Annotated in this window: 18 protein-coding genes; 7 read left to right on the forward strand and 11 right to left on the reverse strand. The window is 37.0% G+C overall.

Annotated features, from left to right (window positions below; translation table 11 throughout):
- Positions 1–221: 221 nt before the first annotated feature.
- The 3 genes from AC1W31_RS00150 to AC1W31_RS00160 all read left to right on the forward strand — a co-directional run bounded on the left by AC1W31_RS00150 (position 222) and on the right by AC1W31_RS00160 (position 5,096).
- Positions 222–3,113, forward strand: a complete 2,892-nt coding sequence (locus tag AC1W31_RS00150; protein ID WP_481732357.1) for a PQQ-dependent sugar dehydrogenase — start codon at positions 222–224, stop codon at positions 3,111–3,113.
- Between the two features lie 14 nt (positions 3,114–3,127).
- Positions 3,128–4,153: a sugar phosphate isomerase/epimerase family protein gene (locus AC1W31_RS00155; RefSeq protein ID WP_481732358.1), complete on the forward strand. Its 1,026-nt coding sequence runs from the start codon at positions 3,128–3,130 to the stop codon at positions 4,151–4,153.
- Positions 4,154–4,349: 196 nt separating this feature from the next.
- The gene (locus AC1W31_RS00160) at positions 4,350–5,096 is read left to right on the forward strand and encodes a lysophospholipid acyltransferase family protein (protein WP_481732359.1); all 747 of its coding nucleotides are present in this window, start codon (positions 4,350–4,352) and stop codon (positions 5,094–5,096) included.
- Here AC1W31_RS00160 and AC1W31_RS00165 read toward each other — a convergent pair.
- A complete protein-coding gene (locus tag AC1W31_RS00165) occupies positions 5,086–6,267 on the reverse strand; it encodes an acyltransferase family protein (RefSeq protein ID WP_481732360.1) in 1,182 nt (393 codons plus the stop codon). The genes AC1W31_RS00160 and AC1W31_RS00165 overlap by 11 nt on opposite strands.
- A gap of 173 nt (positions 6,268–6,440) precedes the next feature.
- On the opposite strand from AC1W31_RS00165, the gene AC1W31_RS00170 reads away from it, so the two are divergent.
- On the forward strand, positions 6,441–7,478 hold the full coding sequence (locus AC1W31_RS00170; protein WP_481732361.1) for a DUF3500 domain-containing protein: 1,038 nt from the start codon (positions 6,441–6,443) through the stop codon (positions 7,476–7,478).
- Positions 7,479–7,586: 108 nt separating this feature from the next.
- On the opposite strand, the gene AC1W31_RS00175 is transcribed toward AC1W31_RS00170, so the two are convergent.
- From AC1W31_RS00175 to AC1W31_RS00210, 8 genes are all read right to left on the reverse strand, one after another.
- Entirely contained in the window at positions 7,587–7,991 is a 405-nt protein-coding gene (locus AC1W31_RS00175) for a DUF983 domain-containing protein (protein ID WP_481732362.1), read from the reverse strand.
- A gap of 76 nt (positions 7,992–8,067) precedes the next feature.
- Complete coding sequence (locus AC1W31_RS00180) at positions 8,068–10,929, reverse strand: T9SS type A sorting domain-containing protein (protein ID WP_481732363.1); 2,862 nt, start codon at positions 10,927–10,929, stop codon at positions 8,068–8,070.
- Between the two features lie 151 nt (positions 10,930–11,080).
- Positions 11,081–13,843: a T9SS type A sorting domain-containing protein gene (locus AC1W31_RS00185; RefSeq protein WP_481732364.1), complete on the reverse strand. Its 2,763-nt coding sequence runs from the start codon at positions 13,841–13,843 to the stop codon at positions 11,081–11,083.
- Positions 13,844–14,113: 270 nt separating this feature from the next.
- The gene (gene rplI, locus AC1W31_RS00190; protein ID WP_481732365.1) at positions 14,114–14,557 is read right to left on the reverse strand and encodes a 50S ribosomal protein L9; all 444 of its coding nucleotides are present in this window, start codon (positions 14,555–14,557) and stop codon (positions 14,114–14,116) included.
- Positions 14,558–14,641: 84 nt separating this feature from the next.
- Positions 14,642–14,893 (reverse strand): 30S ribosomal protein S18, encoded by a 252-nt coding sequence (gene rpsR, locus AC1W31_RS00195; protein WP_481732366.1) that lies wholly within the window; start codon positions 14,891–14,893, stop codon positions 14,642–14,644.
- 31 nt (positions 14,894–14,924) lie between these two features.
- Positions 14,925–15,299, reverse strand: coding sequence for a 30S ribosomal protein S6 (rpsF, locus tag AC1W31_RS00200; RefSeq protein ID WP_481732367.1), 375 nt, complete (start codon positions 15,297–15,299; stop codon positions 14,925–14,927).
- Between the two features lie 180 nt (positions 15,300–15,479).
- A complete protein-coding gene (locus tag AC1W31_RS00205; protein WP_481732368.1) occupies positions 15,480–16,145 on the reverse strand; it encodes a hypothetical protein in 666 nt (221 codons plus the stop codon).
- Between the two features lie 142 nt (positions 16,146–16,287).
- Positions 16,288–17,124: an SdiA-regulated domain-containing protein gene (locus AC1W31_RS00210; protein WP_481732369.1), complete on the reverse strand. Its 837-nt coding sequence runs from the start codon at positions 17,122–17,124 to the stop codon at positions 16,288–16,290.
- A 156-nt stretch (positions 17,125–17,280) separates the two neighbouring features.
- Between AC1W31_RS00210 and AC1W31_RS00215 the strand changes: the two genes are divergently transcribed.
- The gene (locus AC1W31_RS00215; protein ID WP_481732370.1) at positions 17,281–18,123 is read left to right on the forward strand and encodes an SDR family NAD(P)-dependent oxidoreductase; all 843 of its coding nucleotides are present in this window, start codon (positions 17,281–17,283) and stop codon (positions 18,121–18,123) included.
- A gap of 52 nt (positions 18,124–18,175) precedes the next feature.
- On the opposite strand, the gene AC1W31_RS00220 is transcribed toward AC1W31_RS00215, so the two are convergent.
- Entirely contained in the window at positions 18,176–18,853 is a 678-nt protein-coding gene (locus AC1W31_RS00220) for a response regulator transcription factor (protein ID WP_481732371.1), read from the reverse strand.
- Between the two features lie 199 nt (positions 18,854–19,052).
- Between AC1W31_RS00220 and AC1W31_RS00225 the strand changes: the two genes are divergently transcribed.
- Together AC1W31_RS00225 and AC1W31_RS00230 are read left to right on the forward strand one after the other, a co-directional pair.
- Complete coding sequence (locus tag AC1W31_RS00225) at positions 19,053–19,580, forward strand: acyl-CoA thioesterase (RefSeq protein WP_481732372.1); 528 nt, start codon at positions 19,053–19,055, stop codon at positions 19,578–19,580.
- Positions 19,581–19,584: 4 nt separating this feature from the next.
- Positions 19,585–21,498 (forward strand): RecQ family ATP-dependent DNA helicase, encoded by a 1,914-nt coding sequence (locus AC1W31_RS00230; RefSeq protein ID WP_481732373.1) that lies wholly within the window; start codon positions 19,585–19,587, stop codon positions 21,496–21,498.
- Between the two features lie 72 nt (positions 21,499–21,570).
- Here the strand turns inward: AC1W31_RS00230 and AC1W31_RS00235 are convergent, their stop codons facing one another.
- Positions 21,571–22,341, reverse strand: coding sequence for an SDR family NAD(P)-dependent oxidoreductase (locus tag AC1W31_RS00235; protein WP_481732374.1), 771 nt, complete (start codon positions 22,339–22,341; stop codon positions 21,571–21,573).
- Between the last annotated feature and the right edge of the window lie 108 nt (positions 22,342–22,449).

Raw genomic sequence — 22,449 nt, forward strand, 5'->3', positions numbered from 1 at the left:
ACACTTTAAGGTGACAGACACGCACTAAGTATTTGTATCCCCTCGTCAAACTAAGTTTAGCTCAAAATTTTACGAAGAGAATTTCGGGTAATACTGTAAACCTAAGAATCCTTTAAAAATGCCTAACAATCGAAAAAAAATCCCTGACTGTCGAATATAAACTATTTTTACAAGGATATTTTAGTATTTTTCGTACTTTTAACATAAAAAAACGTATAATTATGAAAGTGAATTCGCCAAATTACAAAACTTACCATTTTAAGTTTTATTTATCCATAATCTGTCTTCTCTTCTTTTTAACAAAGAATAATTCCAATCTTTTAGCTCAAAATGCTCCCGAAGAAAACCGTTTTACGAAGGTTATTTTAGGTGATAAATTGGACGAACCGTTGGAAATGACTTTGTTGAAAGACGGACGAGTTTTGTTTATCGAACGTAAAGGTGCTTTGAAACAATATGATCCCAATACGGGCGCTATCAAAACCCTCGCAACCATTCCCGTCAATACAAAATATACTAACGCCAAAGGACAAAAGCGAGAAGCCGAAGAAGGCTTGATGGGCTTGGTACATGACCCAAATTTCGAGAAAAACCATTGGATTTATATGTATTATGCAGATACTGCAAAAACACAACACGTACTGGCTCGCTGGGAATTAAAGGGCGAAGAATTGGTTGAAAACTCTAAAAAAGTAGTGCTTGAAGTACCTACGCAACGTGAAGAATGTTGCCATACAGGCGGTGGAATGGTTTTCGATAAATCGGGCAATCTATATTTGACCATTGGAAACAATACTTCAAACAGTGGTTCGGACGGTTACGCAAACTTAGACGAACGTAAAGGTTGGCAATATTGGGATGACCAAAGAGGGGCGGGTAATACCAACAGTTTGACGGGTAAAATTTTGAGAATTACACCTCAAGCGGATGCGTCATACACAATTCCGAAGGGAAATTTATACGAAACGTTACCTAATAAAGGGGACGGTTTAGTAAAAAAAGAAATTTATACCATGGGGCATCGCAATCCGTGGCGCCCGACCATAGATAGCAAAACGGGATATTTATATTGGGGTGAAGTAGGCCCTGATGCCTCAAATGATGGCGACCAAGGACCAAGGGGTTACGATGAATTTAACCAAGCAAAAAAGGCAGGAAACTTCGGTTGGCCTTATTTTATTGGGGATAACAAAGCGTATACTGATTGGGATTTTGAAGCAAAAAAAGTTCGCCCAAATTCAGTATTTGACCCGTTGAATTCAATTAATGATTCGCCCAACAATACAGGTTTGAAACAATTGCCGCCCGCTCAAAAAGCCTTTATTTGGTATCCTTACGGTATTTCTGAAGAATTTCCTTTGGTGGGAAGTTCGGGAAGAAGCGCTACTGGCGGCCCCGTTTTCCGTAAATCAGATTTTCCGATTGGCAAGCGTATTTTTCCAAGTTATTACGAAGGAAAATGGCTCATTACTGAATTTATGAGAGGGTGGATTATGGCAGTTACGATGGATGAAAATGGCAACTATAAATCAATGGAACGCTTTATGCCAAATACTGATTTTGGTAGCGCCATTGATATGGATTTTGCTCCCGATGGTGATTTGTACGTGCTGGAATATGGTTCGGCTTGGTTTAAAGGAAATGACAATGCCCGACTTGTAAAAGTGGAATATAACGGAGGAAATCGGATGCCAAAAGTGGTGGCTTTAGCCGATAATTTAACAGGAGCAGTGCCTTTGAAAGTCAATTTTTCTTCGAAAGGTACAATGGATTATGACGGTGATAAATTGACCTATTTATGGGAAGTAAAAAACAAAGCGAGCAAAAGAGTTTTCAAAACTGAAAACCCAAGCGTAACGTTTGATAAACCAGGTATTTATGAAATTACCTTGACCGTAAAAGACAGCAAAGGTTTAGAAAATAGCGAAATGTTGGAAGTAAAAGCGGGTAATGAATCTCCATCGGTGGCTTTTAATATCAAAAAAGGTAATAAAACTTTCTACTTTCCGAACAAACCGATTGAATATGAAGTAAATGTTGCCGATAAAGAAGATGGCGATTTATCAAGTGGAAAAATTAAACCCGAACAAGTAGCAGTGAGCATTGATTATATGCCAATTGGTTATGATAAAATTGAAGCTTCCCAAAATCACAGAGGCGTTGATGCGTCGGCTTTTGCTTCAATGGGCGAAAGAATGCTTGGTAAAAATGACTGTAAATCTTGTCATATTATTGATAAAAAATCCGTTGGACCAAGTTATCAAGATGTTGCCAATAAGTATAAAGGCGATGCCAAAGCGGTTGAAAATCTTTCAAAAAAGGTTATTGCTGGCGGTGGAGGCGTTTGGGGCGAACACATGATGGCGGCTCATCCCCAAATTTCACAAGCTGAAGCCAATATTATTGTTCAATATATTCTGAATATTAACGAACCTGTTACGGCAAAATCTTTACCTACACAAGGAAGTTATGCCACAAAAATTCCTGAAGGACAAAAACCAAACGGGTCATATATTTTGAGAGCGGCTTACAAAGATAAAGGCACAAAAGGTATGAAATCGTTGGCAACCGAAGACTTGATTGTGTTGAGAAATGCCATTTTAAATCCTGAATTAGCGGATAAATCAAAGGGAACGCAATTGATGATTACGCCTATGAGGTCTTTTTCAATGATTGGGAATGATTCATATTTAGGATATGCTAACATTGATTTGAACGGAATTAGCGAAGTGGAAGTTACGGCTCAAGCGCAAACACGAGTGGGCGCTTCGGGCGGAATCGTTGAGGTAAGATTAGACTCGCCAACGGGAAAATTAATCGGTCAGAGTGAGAAAATTGAACCCAAAGAAGTCAGAATGGGTCCGCCAGCCGCCGCTGCTCCGCCAACGGCTCCTGCTCCTGTTGCATCTACCACTGGGCAACCTGCCGCACCTGCACCCGCTCCTGATCCAGCGGCCCGTAGAAACATGGGAAATACTAAATTAAAAGTAGCAATTCCCGCCAATCTTGGACAACATGATGTGTATTTAGTCTTTAAAAACGATAAAGTAAAAGAAACGCAAATCGTAATGTCGCTTTCTGGTATTGAATTTAAAAGTAGTGAAGTAAACTAATCAAAAATATATATATGAAAAATGAAATTTCTCGTCGTGGTTTTATGTCCATAATTCCCATAACGACCCTCGGATTAATATTGAGCAGAGATTCGATTTTTGCTAAAAATTCAAGCGTTTTGAGTTTTAATAAACCGAATTCAAAATTTGCGGGTATTCAAATTGGTGCAATTACTTACTCATTTAGAAGTATGCCCCATGATATTGATCAATTATTGAAGTTTTGTATCGATGCCAATATTAGTGCCATTGAAATGATGGGCGACCCTGCCGAAGAGTTTGCTGGAAAACCAAAAAATCCAAATCCATTCAGAATGGGACCTCCGCCAAAAGCAGGGCAACCTCCTATGCAACGTCCTCAGCTTACGGATGAGCAGAAAGCCCAAATGGCTGATTACAATAAGAAAGTAGCCGAATGGCGAGCAACCGCTTCGATGGATAAATTCAAAGAAATTCGGAAGAAATTTAACGATGCTGGCGTTTCTATTTATGCCTTCAAACCCAATGCTTTGGGAGCCAATAATTCGGATATAGAAGTGGAATATGCACTAAATGCGGCTAAGGCTTTAGGAGCAACTTCGGTAACCATCGAAATCCCTACGGATACAAAACAAACGCAGAGATTAGGAGATTTAGGTGCAAAACATAAAGTATATATTGGCTATCACGCTCATTTACAGGCAAATGATACACTTTGGGATGTAGCTTTAGAACAGTCTCCGTACAATTCTATGAACTTAGATTGTGGTCATTACATTGCCGTTGGAGGGAAAAATACGAAGGAAACTTTGTTTGCATTGATTGAAGCTAAACACGATAGAATTACAAGTATGCACATCAAAGACCGTACCGCTGATGGCAAACAAAATTTGGCTTGGGGACAAGGAGATACGCCGATTAGAGAACTGTTACAATTGATGAAAAATAAAAAATATAAATTCCCTGCCACCATCGAATTGGAATATGATGTTCCTGAAGGTTCGGATGCGGTGAAAGAAGTGGCAAAATGCGTGGAATATGCTAAGAATATTTTGGTGTAATGTAGTTTCCGTAATTATTTTAAAGTCCAATATTGCCATGGATGATGTCTTAATTGAGTAATTTAAAAAATGGGTGTCAGAAAAATCTGGCATCCATTTTTTGCTTATAAATCAAGATGTAACAAAGTTTTGTAAATTTGTGTACCGATTCGTTATCCCAACACAAAAGTGCTTTAAACCGCATCTGAAAAATTTTATGAAAAAAATGCTTGATTACTTCCTTAGTACGCTTTATTTGGTGTATTTCTTGCTGATATTATTGATTTTTCACCCTTTGCAAATTATCTTTTTTGAGCTTTTTGGACGGCGAACGCATCAGAAATTAGTGCATATCATGAATTTCTTTTTGCTACATGGCGTAAGAATTTTGGGAACGGGTTTGAAATTTGTTGAAAAAACTAAATTACCCACTGACCGCCCCATCATTTTTGTGGCAAATCATCAAAGTATGTTTGATATTATTGGGATGATTTGGTATCTCCGAAAAAACTTTCCCGTCTTCGTTTCTAAGCAAGAATTATCGAAAGGAATTCCTTCCATTTCTTATAATTTGAATAAAAGTGGATCCGCTTTAATTGACCGTGAAGATGGAAAGCAAGCAGTCGTTGAAATTGCTAAATTGGGCAAATTGATAGAGCAAGCCAACTTTTCAGCCTGTATTTTTCCCGAAGGAACTCGCTCACGCACGGGTACGATGAAACCATTTTCAGTAGGAGGAATTGCTATTTTAATGAAAAAAGCCCCTAATGCGTTGATTGTTCCCGTGGCAATTGAAAACGTAAATAAGTTGAATCCGAAGGGATATTTTCCTTTAGTAAGTTTTCAAAATCTTGTTTGGACGGTACTTCCCGCCATTGAAAGAGCCAATAAAACGCCCGAAGCTGTCGTGGAAGAAGCCAGAGAAGCCATTGCTGAAATTGTGGAAGTTAAGGTCAAATCCTGATAAAAATCTTCTTTTTATACATCCAGTTCAAAATTAACCATTCAAAGAGTAAAATTAATGTTCCGTGTACGAGGGTTCGGTACGGAATGCCAAAAATAGTATCATAATTTTCTCCCAAATGGGTGTGCAAGGCTTTTGAAATATAGCCATCAATGGTATGGGCAAAAATGTATGCTGCAATTGAATTCATTCCGATAATCATCAACCAATAGCCCCATTCTTGCTTTTGTTGCATATCAATTACATAATAAAAAAGAGCCATCAATAAAAAGCACCAACCACCACTAAAAATGACCCATGTGGGTGTCCAAATGCGTTTTACGTTAGGACAAATTCCTGTATAATTCAAGAATAACCCCATCAATAATCCAGCAATTCCACAGATCAAAAATAGTCTAAGTTTCCGATTATCAGATTTTTGAGAAATTAAAATATTTCCTGCCAACAATCCTAAAATCATCGTAGCAAGCGTTGGAATAAAACTCAGCGTGGCATACCCTCCAAGGTTGAAAATGAAAGGGTTTTCTCGGGGGAAAAAATTCAAAAACCACGTATCAAACCCCCAAGCGAGATTACTGTTTTTGTTCCAATGAGCGGCAAAACCATGTTGGAGATGCCCCCAATCTTTGGCAACTCCAACGGCTTCGTAATTAAAATTGGTAGGAGGGAAGGGATAAAAAATGAAGGCAACCCAATAGCCAACGACCAGTAAAATGAATACCAATAATTGTATTCTGAATGATTGGAAGCCTAAAATGAATAGAAAAGTGTAGCCTAATCCAATCTGAGAAAGAGTATCTTCAAAGGTAAAATAGGTCATATTTTTTCCTTGCGAACGCAGGAATATTCCCAACAAAATCAAAATCAAGGACCGCCAAGCCGCATGACCTACTAATTTTCCAAAAGCTTCCCCTTTATTTTTGCGATTGGAAATAGAGTAGGGCAAAACCACCCCCACCAAAAATGAAAAAGAAGGCTGAATTAAATCGTGAAGTGAGCAACCAATCCATTCCACGTGTTCTTGATTAAACGCCATAAATTGCCAAAAACTACTTTCGGGCAACGCTTCGGAGATTTTATGAAATTGTAAAACTTCAGCCATCATCAATAACATGACAAATCCACGATAAACATCGGCAGATTGAAGGCGAATGGGTTTGGTTTGTTGCATAGTCGTGGAATTGTGAATCGAAAATAAGCATTTTTATCTGGTTCTCTGTCATTGGCTTTATGTATTTCTAAAAGGTTCGAATGACGGTCAGTCATGATAGGAAAGTAGAAATTTTATGATAAAATCTTTAACTTACGGGTGTATCCAAATTCAAAACTCCTTTCCAATTGATCATGAAAAATTTTATTCTCTTCTGTTTATTACTCCCTTGTTTTGGGGTATTTGCTCAAAAAAATGCCAATGAAAAAGCCCTATCCGCAACGCAGGTTTTTCTAAAAACGTTGGATCAAGAAACGTTGCCCAGAGCCTTGTTTCCTTATGATACCAACGAGCGTAGAACTTGGTTTTTTGTGCCAATTGAAAGAAAAGGGTTGCCTTTAATAGACATGAACGAAGCACAAAAAAATGCGGCAATCAATCTCGTAAAAGCCACGGTGAGCGAATCGGCCAGTAAAACTACGCTTGCTATTATGCAGTTAGAAATCATTCTGAAGCAAATTGAAAATCTTGCTCCCGAAAATAACCGCAGACATCCTGGTAAATTTTATTTCTCGGTTTTTGGTACGCCCGATGCTCAAAAATTATGGGGCTGGCGCATTGAAGGGCATCATGTATCCTTGAATTTTTCTTCGGAAAATGGTAAAGTTATTTCGGGAACGCCTTTATTTTTAGGGAGTAATCCTGCCATTGTTCCAGAGGGATATCCTCAAGCGGGCTTGCAACTTTTTAAGCAAGAAGAGACTTTAGGAGTTGATTTACTTCATTCTTTTTCAGAGGAACAACTCAAAAAAGTGATTCTTTCTAATAAAGCCCCCGTAGAAATTCTTTCGAGTAATTCGGCTCATGTTTTGCGGTCAGATTCCTTGAAAACGGGTATTTCTTTCACCGAAATGACTAAAACTCAGCAAGAGAAATTGATAAAACTGATTAGTTTTTACGTGGAAAGATATCCTTTCGGTTTCGCCAATGAATTTATGGAAAAAATCGAAAAGGCAGGATTAGATAAATTGACTTTTACGTGGATGGGAGCAAAAGAAGCCAAAATTGGCAATGGTGGGCATTATTACCGAATTCAAAATCCAGTATTATTTCTTGAATACGATAATACGCAAAATAATGCGAATCATATTCATACGGTAATTAGAGATTTAACCAACGATTTTGGGGAAGATATGCTTCGTAAGCATTATGCGCAGGAACATAAGAAGTAGGCGGTTGGTAGTAATAGAAAATGAGTTTTTGAAAATATTCGTACATAAAAAATAAACTCTTCCAAGCGTTTCAAACGCTTGGAAGAGTCATAAAGATTAGTTGTTAACTTATTTCGTAGGATTATACTTCACAAAGCCAAATAAATGCAAGAAAACGGCTCTTGATATTCTAAAATTGAAGGGTACTGTAATTAACGATAAAACTGTTACAGGAATAATATAATAGAGTACTGGTGGATCGTTGAAAAAGTAGAATACCGCAATGCCCATTACTACTAATAAAGCCACTGTATTGGCATAACTTACAAACATTGCACCATACCAAAACCCTGGCTCAACCTCAAATCTCAATCCACAAATAGGACATTTTTCATTCATTTCCGAGAATTTATCTACCCGCCAAAAAGGATATTTAAACATCTTACCTTCACGACATTGCGGACAGCGTGCCTCGCCCATTGCTTGAAATTTTGAACGTTTTACATCCAATCTAACATTTTTTATATCTTCCATTATTCTCTTTTTTATTAGATAACAAAATTACCAAAGGAAGAATTAAGTTTATTAGAAAATTTTCTAAAAACATTCCTCAACGATTAATGATTATCCTTTTCGTAATCGTATAAAAATTATCTGTCCTGATTCTTAACATATACTCCCCTACGGGTAAATCTGTCAAATCCAGTTTTTTAACATCATCAAAAACATTAACAGAACCCTTTTTTATGAATTGTCCCGATAGGGTATAAATCTCAATTGTTGAGTTTCTCCAATCTACTTTTGAATCTATGTTGATAACGCCGTTGCTTGGATTTGGATAAATAGACATGCCATTATCATTATATAAGACAAAAGAAAACTCGTCGGAAGGTTCAGATACACAAACTTTATCGCCATACGATAAGGTCTTATAAATATTTTTTGCCGTTACGCTAAATTTTCCACTTTCATTAAAACGAATGGTACTTCCGACATAACTTGGTTGTTCAGTTTCATTAAATTGCCAAACGTAGGTGCTCGACTTAGGGTTTTCAATGGCAATCGTATATGGACTCACTCTAACAATGTTTGCGATTTTTGTAGGAACAGGCTTGACTGCTACAAATAATGCGGTTGAAAGTCCTGATTTACAATTATTTGCATCTGTTTGGAATGCTCGGAATGAACCCGTTCGGTTAACGTTTAAATTCTGAAAATTATATCTTGAAACTACTCCATCTTGTGTTGCTATCCAAGTTGGAAAACTACCATTCATTAAACTGGATTGTAAAATAGTGCTTTCTCCTTGACAAAAAACGGTGTCACGGGTACTTGAAATACTTGGTGTAGGAGGTAAAGCATTCACTTTTATTTTCGTGGCAGCGGAAGATAAGGAAATACAGCCATTTTTATCAACCGTTTTTACGGAATAATCACCCGCATTTCTAACGGTAATTTTGGGGGCTGTAAAACCATTACTCCAACGATAAGATAGATTTGATTGATTGGATGATTCAAGTACAACACTTGTATCTGCACAAAAAGTTGTTGGTCCATTTGGAGAAATGCTTGGCGTACTTGGCAAAGGATTTACCGTTATTTTCAGCGGGTCAGAATCTACGGACGTACAGCCTTTATCGCTGATAGCTTTCACCGTAATATCGCCCGATGTAGTGATTTTTATATTCCGATTAGTTAAACCATTGCTCCAAAGAAAGTTGGTTGCTCCTTGATTGGATGATTGCAAAGCAACACTCGAATCCGCACAGAATATAGTTGAACTATTGGCCGTAATGGTTGGTTTGGGTGGAACTGGTTTTGAAACAATCGTCAATGGCGTAGAAAAACCAGTTTGACAACCAAAATTACTAATGGTTTTTACGGAATAAGTACCAGAGGTAGTCACGGTAATTTCGGATGATTTACTACCGTTACTCCATTCATAAATTGCGACATTATTGGCGACATTATTGGCTTTTAAAACGGCTTTATTCCCCTCACAAAAATCAGTGGCTCCCGTGGCAGTGATGGTTGAAATAGGAAGATTACTGCCTTTGAATGAAATAGCTGGCACTTGGGTTACGTTGCCTAAGGCATCACGCATACGAGCGTAGTATTGGCGGCCACCATCAACATTTAGGGTAACTTGTTTTTGTGTCGAGAAAATGCCGCTATCAAAAAAGAGTCCGTTATTTGACCACTGAAAATTCAAATAGCTATTCCCATTTTTATCGGTATCTGGAAGCGTAACATCTACCTTATTATCACCACAACCAAAAGCTAAATCAGGATATTCTACTGGAATATAAGCCATTGAAGTTTGAAAAAAAGCATCGTTTAAGGAGTTATTCCAAGCATCAGCTAATTGAGACAGCCCCGTTGTGAAGTGTACACCATCCTGTCTGCCAACAGGTTGAATAACGTCGGTACTTGGCCCCTGGATAACGTTTGGTTGTCGGGTCAGTGCTTGTTGGGCTCTTATGATTTTTGAATCGGTTGCGCCCAAATTGTATGAAGTAAGTGAAATAACCCAACTAAGATTGCTTTTCCCAGATTCAATACGGGTTTTGTTGATAACCGTTTGAATATTTGATATGTACGCTTGTTCATCTGCTGCTCGATTGAAAGCAGATGTATTATTAGCATTGTCAGATTCACCTTGACACCATAAAATAGCACGTATGCCTAATTCTGGTACAAAATACTTCAATACATCGGACATATTTTGATAAGGAAGTTTATTGGCATACACGCCTCCAATATAGGGGTTAATGGTAAAATTTCCGTTTGCTGTTTGCGCCCAAGCCGTACTTGTCGTTCCGTTGAGGGCAACATTAAAAAACATAACTGGAACATTCAAACGATTTACTAATAATTCTCCCAATCTACCCCAACACCAAGCATTTCTACCACGTGGTGCAATTCTTGAACTCGTTTGTAATTGTGAAAAAGGAGATAACGAAATGTAATCTGTTCCACCACTTTCAACATTATTCAAAGTAGAAAGGCAATTTACTCGGTCATTATCAATAAAAACGCCTGAAACTGCATCAACGCCCTCCGCATTCGACTGCCCCGCAATCACAAAAACTTCGCCAACCCCCATTCTGTCCACTGAAACGACATCACCGATTATTGTTCCATTCAAACTACCACGAACTTCTAACCTATACCAGCCTTGTTTCACTGACATAACCGTGTTGAAATTACCATTTAAGGGTAATATTTTGATGGTTTTCCAGTCCTGAAAGTCGGTATCTGCTCCTTGACCCGCTTGTACGGGGATAAGGCGAGCTTCAATTTTGTCAACTTGTTTATCGTAGGAACCCGCCACTGTAACGGCAGAAAACCCAAAACCATTGCGTTGATATACCGCCCGATTTTGAGGAGAAGTTAGTTTGATTTGACTGTAAATTAGGTTACTGAAACTAATTAAAATAGGGATGAGTAATGCTTTTTTAAACGCTATCATGCAAATTGATTTTTACTATTATGAGTTAATATGATGTATGGAGCGTGGTTAAGTTTAGTATATAATTTGGTAATATAACTCATGGCATAAATAAATAGAAATTAGAACCATTGTACTTTTATGCCATGAGTATGTCTTTAATGAACATTAACTATCGATAAATGCTTAACATTTTTGAAATTTCTCGGTTTTTTCCTGCTCTGAGGATATACTTTCCTGTGGCTAAACTACTTAGGTCTAATGTACCTGGTACTAAGAAGTTTTTATAGATTTGGCTATACACTAATTTTCCATCAATTGTAAATATTTCAATAAATTCAGGCTCTGTTATGAAATTAAGACGATCTAAGAAAAAATATCCATTAGAAGGGTTAGGATATATTATAAATCCTTTATTTTCTGAAATCTCATATGAATATGTATAAGGCAAACTCTCTGACGAAAAACAAATTAAATCATTTGAGGAAGAACGAATTTTATATATATTCTTGCCGACTACTGTATAGCTACCTTCACCATTTGCTGCTTTTCTTGTATTAATGTAAGATGAATCTTCCAGTGATAATATATTGCTGTTTAACTTCCATATATACTTATTAGAAGGTTTCTCGGAACTTGCAAATAATGCATAAGGAGTTTTTTGAATAATAGTTATCGCCTTCGGATTATCCTTTTTAACAACCTGAATGGCATTTGATAAATTAGAATTACAATTTTTACTATCTGTTACAAAACTTTTCACTAATTCTGTGCCAGACACTTTTATTGTTGAAATAATGGCTGTTTTATCATCCACATTATTTCTGTTCCAACCAAATTTAGTACTATTATCACCCGGTGTTGAAACTAAGGTTACACTTCCACCTTCACAAAAAACAGTATCCGCTAAAGCTCTAATTTGGGGTGTTGCGGGTAATGGATTGACTCTGACAGAGATGTTGTTGTCTGAACTGTCAGATAAACAACCATTAGCAGCACGAGTCTGAACAGAATAATTGCCCATTTTTTTTACGACAATAACCTGTGTGTTTTCTATGATATTTTCTTTATTGCGTTTCCACAAATAACTGGATGCTCCAGCATTTGAAGAAGTCAAAACAATGGTTTGACCTTCACAAAATTCTGTTGAACCAGAAGTGGCAATTGTGGGTTTTTCGGGGCGTGGTTTTGCCACTAATTTTATGTCTGCTGAATACGCTGAGGCACAAGCATTTCTATCAATTACCCGCAATTTATACGTAGCTTCACGAGAAGCTGAAATGTCTTTGGTTCTTGGCAAATTGGCAATGGCTGGCGAACTTGTCCATTCATAAATAGGGTTTTCGGCTTCGGTCGAACCTTGTAATAATACGCTCGTTCCCAAACAGAAATTTACATCACTTGTTGCCGTTACGATGGGAGATCTTGCGGGAGCATTGGCATTAACGGTAAAGTTTGGCACTTGAATAATATTGCCATTTGTACGTGTTACACGGGCGCTATACGTACCAGAACCGCCCACAAATATTCTTGTTGTATCCGATTTTTGAGTGGTTGCATTAAACCAGGTATAACTTTTATAGCCCGTTGGTAAGGTAAGTCTTAATTGTGTATTAGAAATACATTCTAAAGAAACACTTGGAATCGTATCGGCTAAAATAGGCTCAACTGTTTCAAAGAAGCTCTTATTATCTTCCGTCAATGATTTTACCCATGCGGCTGCCACATCGTCTAATCCTTTACCCGTAAAGTGAACACATTGATCACGTTCTCCTATTTTTGCAATTTGGATGTTATCCGTAAATGGGCCAGCATACATCGGGGCAAGCGTTGGGTCGGTAATGGCTTGATTTTGGGCAGTTACAATTATTGGCGAAGGGGCAGGAGGGGTCGCATTTGGTTGTGCGCAGTTCAACTGACCTGAATAAGAAGTCCGTGCCACAACCCAAGCTAATTTGTTAGTACCCAAATCTTGACGAGTTCTTTTTACCAATCTTCTAAGATTATCTAAATAGTTTTCTGTAGTAATAGGGGGCGTTTTACCTTGAGAAATAGCCTCAAGATTAATTAGATTTTGAGTTTCTCCTTCCATCCACAGTACTGCTCTGATGCCCAAGTTAATTCCATAATATCGCAAAACCGTACTTAAATTTGAATAAGGATAACCAATAGGGTAACGATTGTTGTTGGAAGCATCGAATTGGAAGTCACTCAAAGCACCCACAGTTGGGTTTTCAGCACTTTCACGCCAAACTCTTACTGAAGCACCTGCCCAACCAGCATTAAAAAACATGATGGGTACATTAAGTTTTGCGGCTAAAGCATCGCCAACTTTTCCCCAATAATAAGGTCCAAGACCTGTTGGTCCAATAGCGGACGTTTTTTTCAATTGTGAAAATTCAATGATTGAAAATTGAGATAAATCTGCGTGGAAAAAAGGTAAACCATCATAATAAGTTCTTGGACTAATAAAATTGGCACAATTTACTCTATCATCATTAGCGGCGGTTTCGTTTATCCCTAATAAAGAACTACCCCCAGCATTAGACTGCCCAGCAATCACAAAAACTTCACCCACACCTACACGGCTAATCGTTGATACATTTCCTATTAATTTACCATTCAAAAGCCCTCTTACTTCCATTGAGTACCAACCGCCTTTTAGATTCACACTACCTTTAAACAAACCTCCTAAAGGTGAAGATTTAATTACTGTCCAATCCATAGTAGTCCCCTGTCCAGTTGTAACGGCTAAAAACCTTACTTGGATTGTATCAACAGGTTGTGAATAACTACCCGTTATTGTAACCGTAGCTTGGTTATTCAAATCCCGTTGGAATATTTGTCGTATCACGGGGGATGAAATCGTAATTTGACTAAATAGTAAATTCGAAGTGCTTAACAATAAAAATAGTAATAAAATTTTCTTTAACATATCCACAATATTTTGGGGTGGGTTAAGTATTTACGTGCTAAAAAGATAGACGGATTTATGAGTTGAAACGTTGCTTTGACCTTTACAAAAATTGAGCCTAAACTTAGAAAAATCCTACAAAAATACGAAAAGCACCTCAGAAAACTGAGATGCCTTTCGTATTTTTATCTTAAATCTATCAAACGGTCAAGATTTTAAAATTCTATTTAATTAAAGCATTGATAATCAGCAGTATTCTCTGATTTATGCCTTACGTATAGATTAACTGTATTAAGCAGCTACCACGTTGAATTTCACTTTGTGCTTCACCTCTTTATGTAAATCAAGTGTTGCAGTGAATTGACCAACGAATTTCACTTCTGAATCTAATGCAATTTTCTTTCTGTCTACCTCAAAGCCTTTTTCTTTCAAAACTTCAGAGATTTGGATAGTTGTTACACGACCGAAGATTTTACCACTTTCGCCCACTTTTGCAGGAATGTCAAGCGTAATATCACCGATTGATTCAGCTAATGCCGTAGCATCCATTTTAACTTTTTCAGCTTTGTGAGCTACTTGCTTGATATTTTCAGCAAGAATTTTTTTGTTTGACCCCGTCGCCATTGTAGCGAATCCTTGTGGAATCAAATAGTTGCGACCATATCCAGGTTTTACGGCAACTATATCATTTTTATAACCAAGACCTACGATGTCAGTCTTTAAGATGATTTCCATTTTTTTATATAATTTTAAGGTTTAAGAATTTGAAAAAATATTCAAAGTTCCATTACCCAATAACTATTAACTGATTTCTAAAAACTACTTCAAGCCGTCAGCCACGTAAGGCATTAAAGCCAAGTGTCTTGAACGTTTGATGGCAGTTGCTACTTTACGTTGGTATTTCAACGAAGTCCCTGTTAAACGACGTGGAAGAATTTTTCCTTGTTCGTTCACCAATTTCAATAAGAAATCTGGGTTTTTGTAGTCAATATACTTAATGCCAGATTTTTTGAAACGGCAATATTTTTTGCGTACTACGCTTTTGTCAATTGGTTCGTTTACTAATGTCATGATTTCAAAAATTAAAATTGAATTTCTTTAATTACTCGGCCTTTGATTCGGCTGCTGCGACTGGTTTCTTTCCAATCAAACCTTTCTGCTTACGCTCGTTGTATGAAACAGCGTGCTTATCAAGAGCGGTTGTTAAGAAACGGATTACTTTTTCGTCACGTTTGTATTCAAGTTCCAATTTGGCAATTAATGTGCCTTCAGCTTTGAATTCGATGATGTAATAATAACCTGTGTGTTTGTTTTGAATAGGATACGCCAGCTTACGTATTCCCCATGCGTCTTCGTTAACGATTTCGGCATTGTTATCCGTTAGGATTTTTTTAAACTTGTCAACGGTATCCTTTGTCTGCTGTTCAGACAAAACGGGAGTTAAGATGAATACCGTTTCATAATTACGTAATTCCATTATGATATATTTGATTTTAAAAATTGGACTGCAAAGGTACAGATTTCAGTTTAAAATTCAAAATTGAAAGGAGAAAGTTTTGAGGGACAGGGGATTATGCTTCAACGCTCAATTTTCAAGGACGTTTATTCAATGAAAATTGAGCGTTGAACATTGAGTATTGAACATTATTTTTAATTATTACTTCATTTTCAATTTTAATTTCCCGTTCGTCAGCACGATTTTATCGGTTTTGTCTTGTTTTTTATAACCGTTGCCTTCAGGGTCAATGTCAGAATCGTAGCCCGTTGCGGAGGTTTTGGCTTTGTCTTCCATTTTATTTATTATTCTTCCAAAACCACCAAAAACAGTCGCTGTGGCTTTTTCCTTCCAGTACGAACCTGTCAAAGTACTATTAAAAGTAGCTTCTACCGACCCATCGGCACTCACATTTACTTCCACTGTTTCATCATTATTTTGTGATTTTCCCACGTGGTATTCCATGCGTGGTTCACGGGTTTCTTCTACGTATTTAATCACCACTAAGCCTTTATACTTGCCCAAAGTTTCTACTTTTATTTTGTTTTCTTTGGTTTCGGGTTTGTCAGCGTCCACCACCAAGTATGTACCTGGAATAATGAGGTCGTCTTTGTCCCTATTCCAATTATACAACCACATTCTGAGGGATTTATCGGGTTTGATGGCGTTAGCGGTAATCCACCAATGCGGCCCAATTCTGATTCTCCGAGGTTGGGTTACAAAGTCTTTTCCGTCAATTCCCACACTAAATGTATTGTCGTTGGCAATTTGTCCGAAGGAAGTATTTAAGACTAATAATAAAAGAAAAGAAAAGAGGTAAGATTTCATAAATAGTTAAGATTTTACATGTATTGGCTTGATATTTAAGCAATTAAATTTACAAAATATAACTTGACGAGACCTTACCATTTAATAATTGAGACAAAATTGTTAATAAATGGAAGATTAGGATTGTCGCTTGAAAGTTATTTCAATTTTGAATAAATCGTAAAATATAACCATCGCCTTTTTTGCCTTCCGAAGAAATAAATAAATCGCCATTGGGAGAAAAACATATTCCTTCGGGTTGACGATAAATTTTTGGATTTAAAGAAACTAAGGCTTCTTTTTGTCCTTGTTCCGATAAAATTAATAGCTTTTTCCCATCCGAAGCAAGGATGAAAATTTGTCCCGTTTTGGGATGGACTGCAATGCCTGAAGGTCTAAAATCTTTTCCATTGGCATCATCGGTTACTTGTTCTTGCGGAATGGAAATATGTTTGAAAAGTACTTTTCGGTCAAAATTATAAGCATAAACCATTTTCTTAACGTCCACCTCTTTTGTGCGCTCTTTTGCCACCAAAAGCAAATACTTTGATTTTGGATCATAACCAAGTCCTTCGTATTCAATTACTTCTGGTTCTGAACAATCAATTTCACGCTCAAAAGCCTCACCAATTTTAAAACCTTTTAATGTGCCATTACTTTTCAAAACGAATACTTCATCGCCTACTACTTCAACGCCTTCATAATCACCATCTTTCCCAAAAGGAATTTTATCAATGATTTTCTTTTCGTTTATATCATAAATGAAAATCTTACCTTCCTCGTCATTTACACAAATCAATTGATTTTTTTTGTAATAAGAAAGCCCCGAAATCTCTTTCAATTTGTCAGGAAGGTCATATTTCTCAGAAGGAGATTCAAAATTATAGGGAAGATTGATGCGTTGAAATGTGGCATCTTTCTGTTTTTCTTGATTTTTCTTTTTGGGTTCGCAGGCGTAGAATAGCGTTACACATAAGATTAACACTTTGAAATTTTTCATAATAATCGGGTTTAAAAGATTAAAGTAGGCAGTAAAAATAGTTGGCAGTTGGCAGTAAAAAAACAATCATCATTTTTTTATGGTAAATAAGTCAAGTGTATTTTATTTTACTGCTTAATTCTATGAACTTTTACTTTAATATCTTGTTGGAGAAATATGAATAGAAAAATAGCAATCATCACAGGAGCAAACTCGGGTGTGGGTTTGGCAACTGCCAAAGGATTAGCAGCATTAGGCTTTGATTTGATACTTTTGGTAAGAAGTTTAGCGAAAGCCAAAACTACGCAAGAAGCTATCTTACAACGTTTTCCTAATACAAAAGTTGACTACGAAATCGCTGATTTAGAGGATATTGATTCTGTGAAAAATGCAGCGCTGAATATCAAAAAACGATATATTAAAATTGATAGAATAATCAATAATGCGGGTTATTCTCCCGATGTAATAGCTTTCACCAAGGATGGTTACGAAAAATCATTCGTGGCAAACCACTTAGGGCATTTTGTTTTAACGGTCAATCTTTTAGACCTCGTTGAAGCATCGGGCGAAGGTAGAATTATTAGCGTGTCATCGGCCGCTCATGCAATCGGAAAAGTGAATCGTTGCTTTGTAAAAAACAACAAAAACCTAAGTGTTTGGAAAGCGTATGGAGATGGGAAATTAGCGAATATTCTCTTTACAAAAGGCTTGACAAAACGGCTGGTTGGAAAACCTATTTTAGCGTTTAGTCTTCATCCAGGCGTGGTAGGGACGAATTTTGGGGGAAATTTTACAGGTTTCAGTGGTCTCTTGATGGGTCTCGCAAAGCCTTTTATGATTTCATCTGAAGAAGGAGCAGAAACATCCATTTTCTTAGCTATGACGCCTCTTGAAAATATCAAACGAGATAGTGGAAAATATTTTGCCAAATGTAAAGTGAAATCTACCAGTAGTAACGATATTACCACTGACAATGCCGATTGGCTTTGGGAAAAGAGTTTAGCGATTATGAATAGTTGATAGTTTCACGCAAAGACAAATTAATTTCGCTTGTATTTGCGTGAAGACAATACTAAACCTCCAATCGAAAGCCTACACCGTGCACATTAGAGAGTTTTATACTTGGGTCTTGAGCTAAATATTTTCTTAATCGGGTAATAAAAACGTCTAAACTTCTTCCCTTAAAATAATCATCATCACCCCAAATAGCAATCAATATTTTGTCTCGTGATAGTGTTTCATTTTTATGTTGCACCAAGAATTCTAATAAATCAGACTCTCGGTGAGTCAATTCTAAGGCTTTTTCTTCAAAAATCAACTTTAAATTTTTTGTATCAAAAGTATATCCACCCAGCGAATGAACAGTAATATTTTGAACCGTTTTCTTGCCAGTTCTTTTCAAAATTGCTTCAATTCTCAAAATTAATTCTTCGATGCTAAACGGTTTTGTTAGATAATCATCAGCGCCCAATTTCAAGCCTTTGATACGGTCTTCTTTTAATGATTTTGCGGTAAGAAATATAATGGGCACATCGCTTCCTGTGCTACGAATATATTCTGCGAGGGTAAAACCATCCATTTCGGGCAACATTACATCCAAAATAAAAATATCGTATGGATTTTGCTGAAAGGCTTTTTGTCCAGCTTTCCCCGTAACTTGGAGGTCAATTTCATATCCTTCTTGTTCGAGATTGTCTTTTACTACAAAACCTAAACTATCGTCGTCTTCAACTAATAATATCTTTGTCATTCTGTTTTTTAATTGAGTAATTGGTGAATAGGGATTAGTTGCCTGATTATTTGCTAATTTAAGGGTTTTGCCTAATATTTACAATTTGTTCAGTTCGATTATCAAGTTTTGATTTATCCATAAAACGCATATTTATATTTTAAACCTATAAATTTGTGTATTCAATAATTTTCAAATTACTATTCACCAATTACAAAAAATGTTTCAATTAGACCCAAATAAAGAATATCCCAAAAAATTATATTCCAGAGCCATTATCCGTTTTCAAGATTGCGACCCTTTGAAGCACCTTAATAATGCCAAATATTTCGATTATTTCTTCAATGCCCGTGAAGACCAAGTGGCCAACGTGTATGAGTTTGATTATAACGATTATTTCGAGCATAATCAGACTTCGTGGGTGGTTTATAATCATCAGATTGCGTATGTCTCTTCGGCAAAAGTGAGCGAACGAGTGAAGATTATTTCCTCGGTAATTTATTATAACGATGATACGATGGTTACGGAATTTGTCATGACTGATCAACCTTGCCTTACCGTGCGAGCGGTGCTTTGGACTACTTCAAAATATATTCATGTACCTTCTGGAAAGAAAACCAATCATCAACCAGAAGTGAGCAGATATTTGAAAGAAATATGCGTAGAAGGTATTGATTTTGAACACATTACGCTCAATATGAGAATCAAAACTATTAAGAAAGAGTTGTTGGAAGGGACTTTTATTTAGACCAATGCAACCACAAGAGATACTAAAACAATACTGGGGATACGATGCTTTTCGCCCACTTCAACCCGACATAATTCAATCGGTTTTGGATGGACGAGATACGCTTGCCCTCATGCCCACGGGCGGGGGAAAATCCTTATGTTTTCAAGTGCCCGCCATGATGTCAGAAGGGATTTGTATTGTCATTTCGCCCCTGATTGCTTTGATGCAAGACCAAGTGCAACATCTCAAAAATCGAAATATCTCAGCCATTGGTATTTTTTCGGGAATGCACAAAAATCAAATTGATATTGCCCTTGATAATTGCATTTATGGAAATATAAAATTCCTCTACGTTTCTCCCGAAAGATTACAAACAAAAATCTTTATTGAGCGTGCTAAACAGATGAAAATCAATTTGTTAGCCATTGATGAAGCGCATTGTATTTCTCAATGGGGTTATGATTTTAGACCACTTTACGCAAAAATTGCCGATTTTCGAAAGTTAATTCCCGCTGTCCCTTTGATTGCTTTAACCGCCACGGCAACCCAAGAAGTCAAAACGGATATCATTGAAAAGCTTGAAATGGTGAATCCGCAACTATTTCAACAAAGTTTTGCCAGAGCTAATTTGTCGTATTCTGCCTTCAAAGAAGACGATAAAGAAAGGCGTTTGATGAAGATATTGCAAAATGTTCAAGGCTCGGCGGTGGTGTATGTACGTAATCGCAGACGCACGCAGGAGGTTTCGGATATGCTCAATAAATATAATATTTCATCTACTTTTTATCATGCAGGATTGAACGCAGTTGAACGAACTAAGCGTCAAGAAAATTGGATAAAAAACCGTGTCAGAGTGATTGTAGCCACCAATGCCTTTGGAATGGGCATTGATAAACCCGATGTAAGAACGGTAATACATTTGGATTTGCCCGATAACTTGGAAGCCTATTATCAAGAAGCAGGTAGGGCAGGGCGTGATGGCGAGAAAGCTTATGCCGTTGCTTTATTCAATCAATCGGATCTTGATGGTTTGGAGAAAAATGTTTTGCAATCTTATCCACCCATTGAATTGATTAGAAAAGTGTATCAATGTCTGGGAAATCTATTTCAATTAGCCGTGGGTTCGGGTGAATTTGCCAGTTATGATTTTGATTTACTTGAATTTCAAAGACGGTTTGATTTACCGCCGACGGATACTTATTTTGCCCTAAAAATTCTCGAAACGCAAGGATTTATTCAACTTTCGGAAGGGTTTAAAAATAATTCAAAACTCATGTTTAAAGTTGATAATCGACAATTATATGATTTTCAGTTACGCAATCCCAAATACGATTCTTTTATCAAATTACTACTCCGAATGTACGGCGGAGACCTTTTTGGTACATTTTTAACTATTTCGGAAGCCAATATTGCCAAAGCCTTTTCAATTCCTATCAAGGAAATAGAGACGTGGTTATTGACTTTAGAAAAATTTGATGTTTTGTTTTATGATAAACAAAAAGATAAACCTCAATTAACTTTCCTCACGCCCAGATTTGACTTGCGTGAATTACCTTTACAAGAATTAGAAATCAAAAACCGTAAGGAAAGGGATATTCAAAAAGCAAAATCGGTAAAGCATTACGCCGAACAACCCAATCGCTGTCGAACGCAATTATTATTAGAATATTTTAATGAAATAACGGATGCCGAGTGTGGTATTTGTGATAATTGTTTAAAAAAGAAAAAGCAAAACAAAATCAGGGTTGAAGATAAAGAAGGAGATAAGGCTATTCGCTTAAAAATCAAGCAATTATTGCAAAATGGAGCCATGAGTTTATCTTTAATTACCCAAATAATGCAACCTCTCAATCAATCAAAATTTCAAGAGATTACTCGAGAAATGATTGGGAATGAAGAGATTAAATATGATGAAGAGGGACGATTAAGTATGTAATTCTAAGTTTCCACTTCGATACTAAAAATGTCGAAGTGGAAATTATATACTGGTTCAAACGTCCATGCTCAATTACTCATAAATTCCAGCGGCAACTTTCTCCGTAATTGCCTTTGGTGCAATCCAAGCTAAGAACGCTCCTAATTTATTGATAAATCCAGGAATCACTTCGGTCTTTCCCGCAAACATCGCATCTACCGATATTTTCGCTACATCTTGCGGAGTCATCACTACTTTTTCAGCTGCTTTTCTGGCTTTAGCGGGGATATCAGCACGGTCATTGAAATTAGTATCCGTCGCCCCTGGACTCACACACGTAACCGATACGGGCGAATCTTTTAATTCATATTTCAACGCTCTTGAAAAATTCAAGACAAATATTTTTGTCGCTGCATAAATCGCCATTTGTGGTAATGCCTGATAAGCCGTTGAACTCGCAATATTCAGAATGTAAGCTTGCGAATGACGTTTCAACATGGGCAAAAATACCTGACACATCTCCGTCAGCGTAATCATGTTCAAATTCATCATATCACGATTTTGTTCAATTGTAAATTTCTCAAAATCTCCCGCCGCTCCGTATCCTGCATTATTTACCAACACTGCCACTTGATAATTTTTCTGTTCAACCCATTTGAATACGCCTCTGGCAACATCTGGAGCGGATAAATCAGTGGCCAAAAAATCAACCTGAACGGCATATTTTTCTTTTATTTCCTTGGCTGTATTCTCCAACTGACTGGCAGAACGGGCGATTAAGATTAAATCATATTTCTTCTTTGCTAATTCAATAGCAATCTCTTTTCCAATACCTTTACTGGCTCCTGTGATGAGTGCGTACATATTTTTGGTTTATTGTTACCTCATACTATGATTCAGAGTCATGACATGAGTAATTTTTGTTGATTATTTTATAAAATCCCTAAAATTAACAAAGCCCTACCAATTGGC

Source organism: Arcicella sp. (assembly GCF_964672035.1).

Coding starts and splice junctions, on each gene's coding strand:
- AC1W31_RS00150 (WP_481732357.1), top strand. CDS start 222: ATGAAAGTGAATTCGCCAAATTACAAAACTTACCATTTTAAGTTTTAT.
- AC1W31_RS00155 (WP_481732358.1), top strand. CDS start 3,128: ATGAAAAATGAAATTTCTCGTCGTGGTTTTATGTCCATAATTCCCATA.
- AC1W31_RS00160 (WP_481732359.1), top strand. CDS start 4,350: ATGAAAAAAATGCTTGATTACTTCCTTAGTACGCTTTATTTGGTGTAT.
- AC1W31_RS00165 (WP_481732360.1), bottom strand. CDS start 6,267: ATGCAACAAACCAAACCCATTCGCCTTCAATCTGCCGATGTTTATCGT.
- AC1W31_RS00170 (WP_481732361.1), top strand. CDS start 6,441: ATGAAAAATTTTATTCTCTTCTGTTTATTACTCCCTTGTTTTGGGGTA.
- AC1W31_RS00175 (WP_481732362.1), bottom strand. CDS start 7,991: ATGGAAGATATAAAAAATGTTAGATTGGATGTAAAACGTTCAAAATTT.
- AC1W31_RS00180 (WP_481732363.1), bottom strand. CDS start 10,929: ATGATAGCGTTTAAAAAAGCATTACTCATCCCTATTTTAATTAGTTTC.
- AC1W31_RS00185 (WP_481732364.1), bottom strand. CDS start 13,843: ATGTTAAAGAAAATTTTATTACTATTTTTATTGTTAAGCACTTCGAAT.
- rplI (WP_481732365.1), bottom strand. CDS start 14,557: ATGGAAATCATCTTAAAGACTGACATCGTAGGTCTTGGTTATAAAAAT.
- rpsR (WP_481732366.1), bottom strand. CDS start 14,893: ATGACATTAGTAAACGAACCAATTGACAAAAGCGTAGTACGCAAAAAA.
- rpsF (WP_481732367.1), bottom strand. CDS start 15,299: ATGGAATTACGTAATTATGAAACGGTATTCATCTTAACTCCCGTTTTG.
- AC1W31_RS00205 (WP_481732368.1), bottom strand. CDS start 16,145: ATGAAATCTTACCTCTTTTCTTTTCTTTTATTATTAGTCTTAAATACT.
- AC1W31_RS00210 (WP_481732369.1), bottom strand. CDS start 17,124: ATGAAAAATTTCAAAGTGTTAATCTTATGTGTAACGCTATTCTACGCC.
- AC1W31_RS00215 (WP_481732370.1), top strand. CDS start 17,281: ATGAATAGAAAAATAGCAATCATCACAGGAGCAAACTCGGGTGTGGGT.
- AC1W31_RS00220 (WP_481732371.1), bottom strand. CDS start 18,853: ATGACAAAGATATTATTAGTTGAAGACGACGATAGTTTAGGTTTTGTA.
- AC1W31_RS00225 (WP_481732372.1), top strand. CDS start 19,053: ATGTTTCAATTAGACCCAAATAAAGAATATCCCAAAAAATTATATTCC.
- AC1W31_RS00230 (WP_481732373.1), top strand. CDS start 19,585: ATGCAACCACAAGAGATACTAAAACAATACTGGGGATACGATGCTTTT.
- AC1W31_RS00235 (WP_481732374.1), bottom strand. CDS start 22,341: ATGTACGCACTCATCACAGGAGCCAGTAAAGGTATTGGAAAAGAGATT.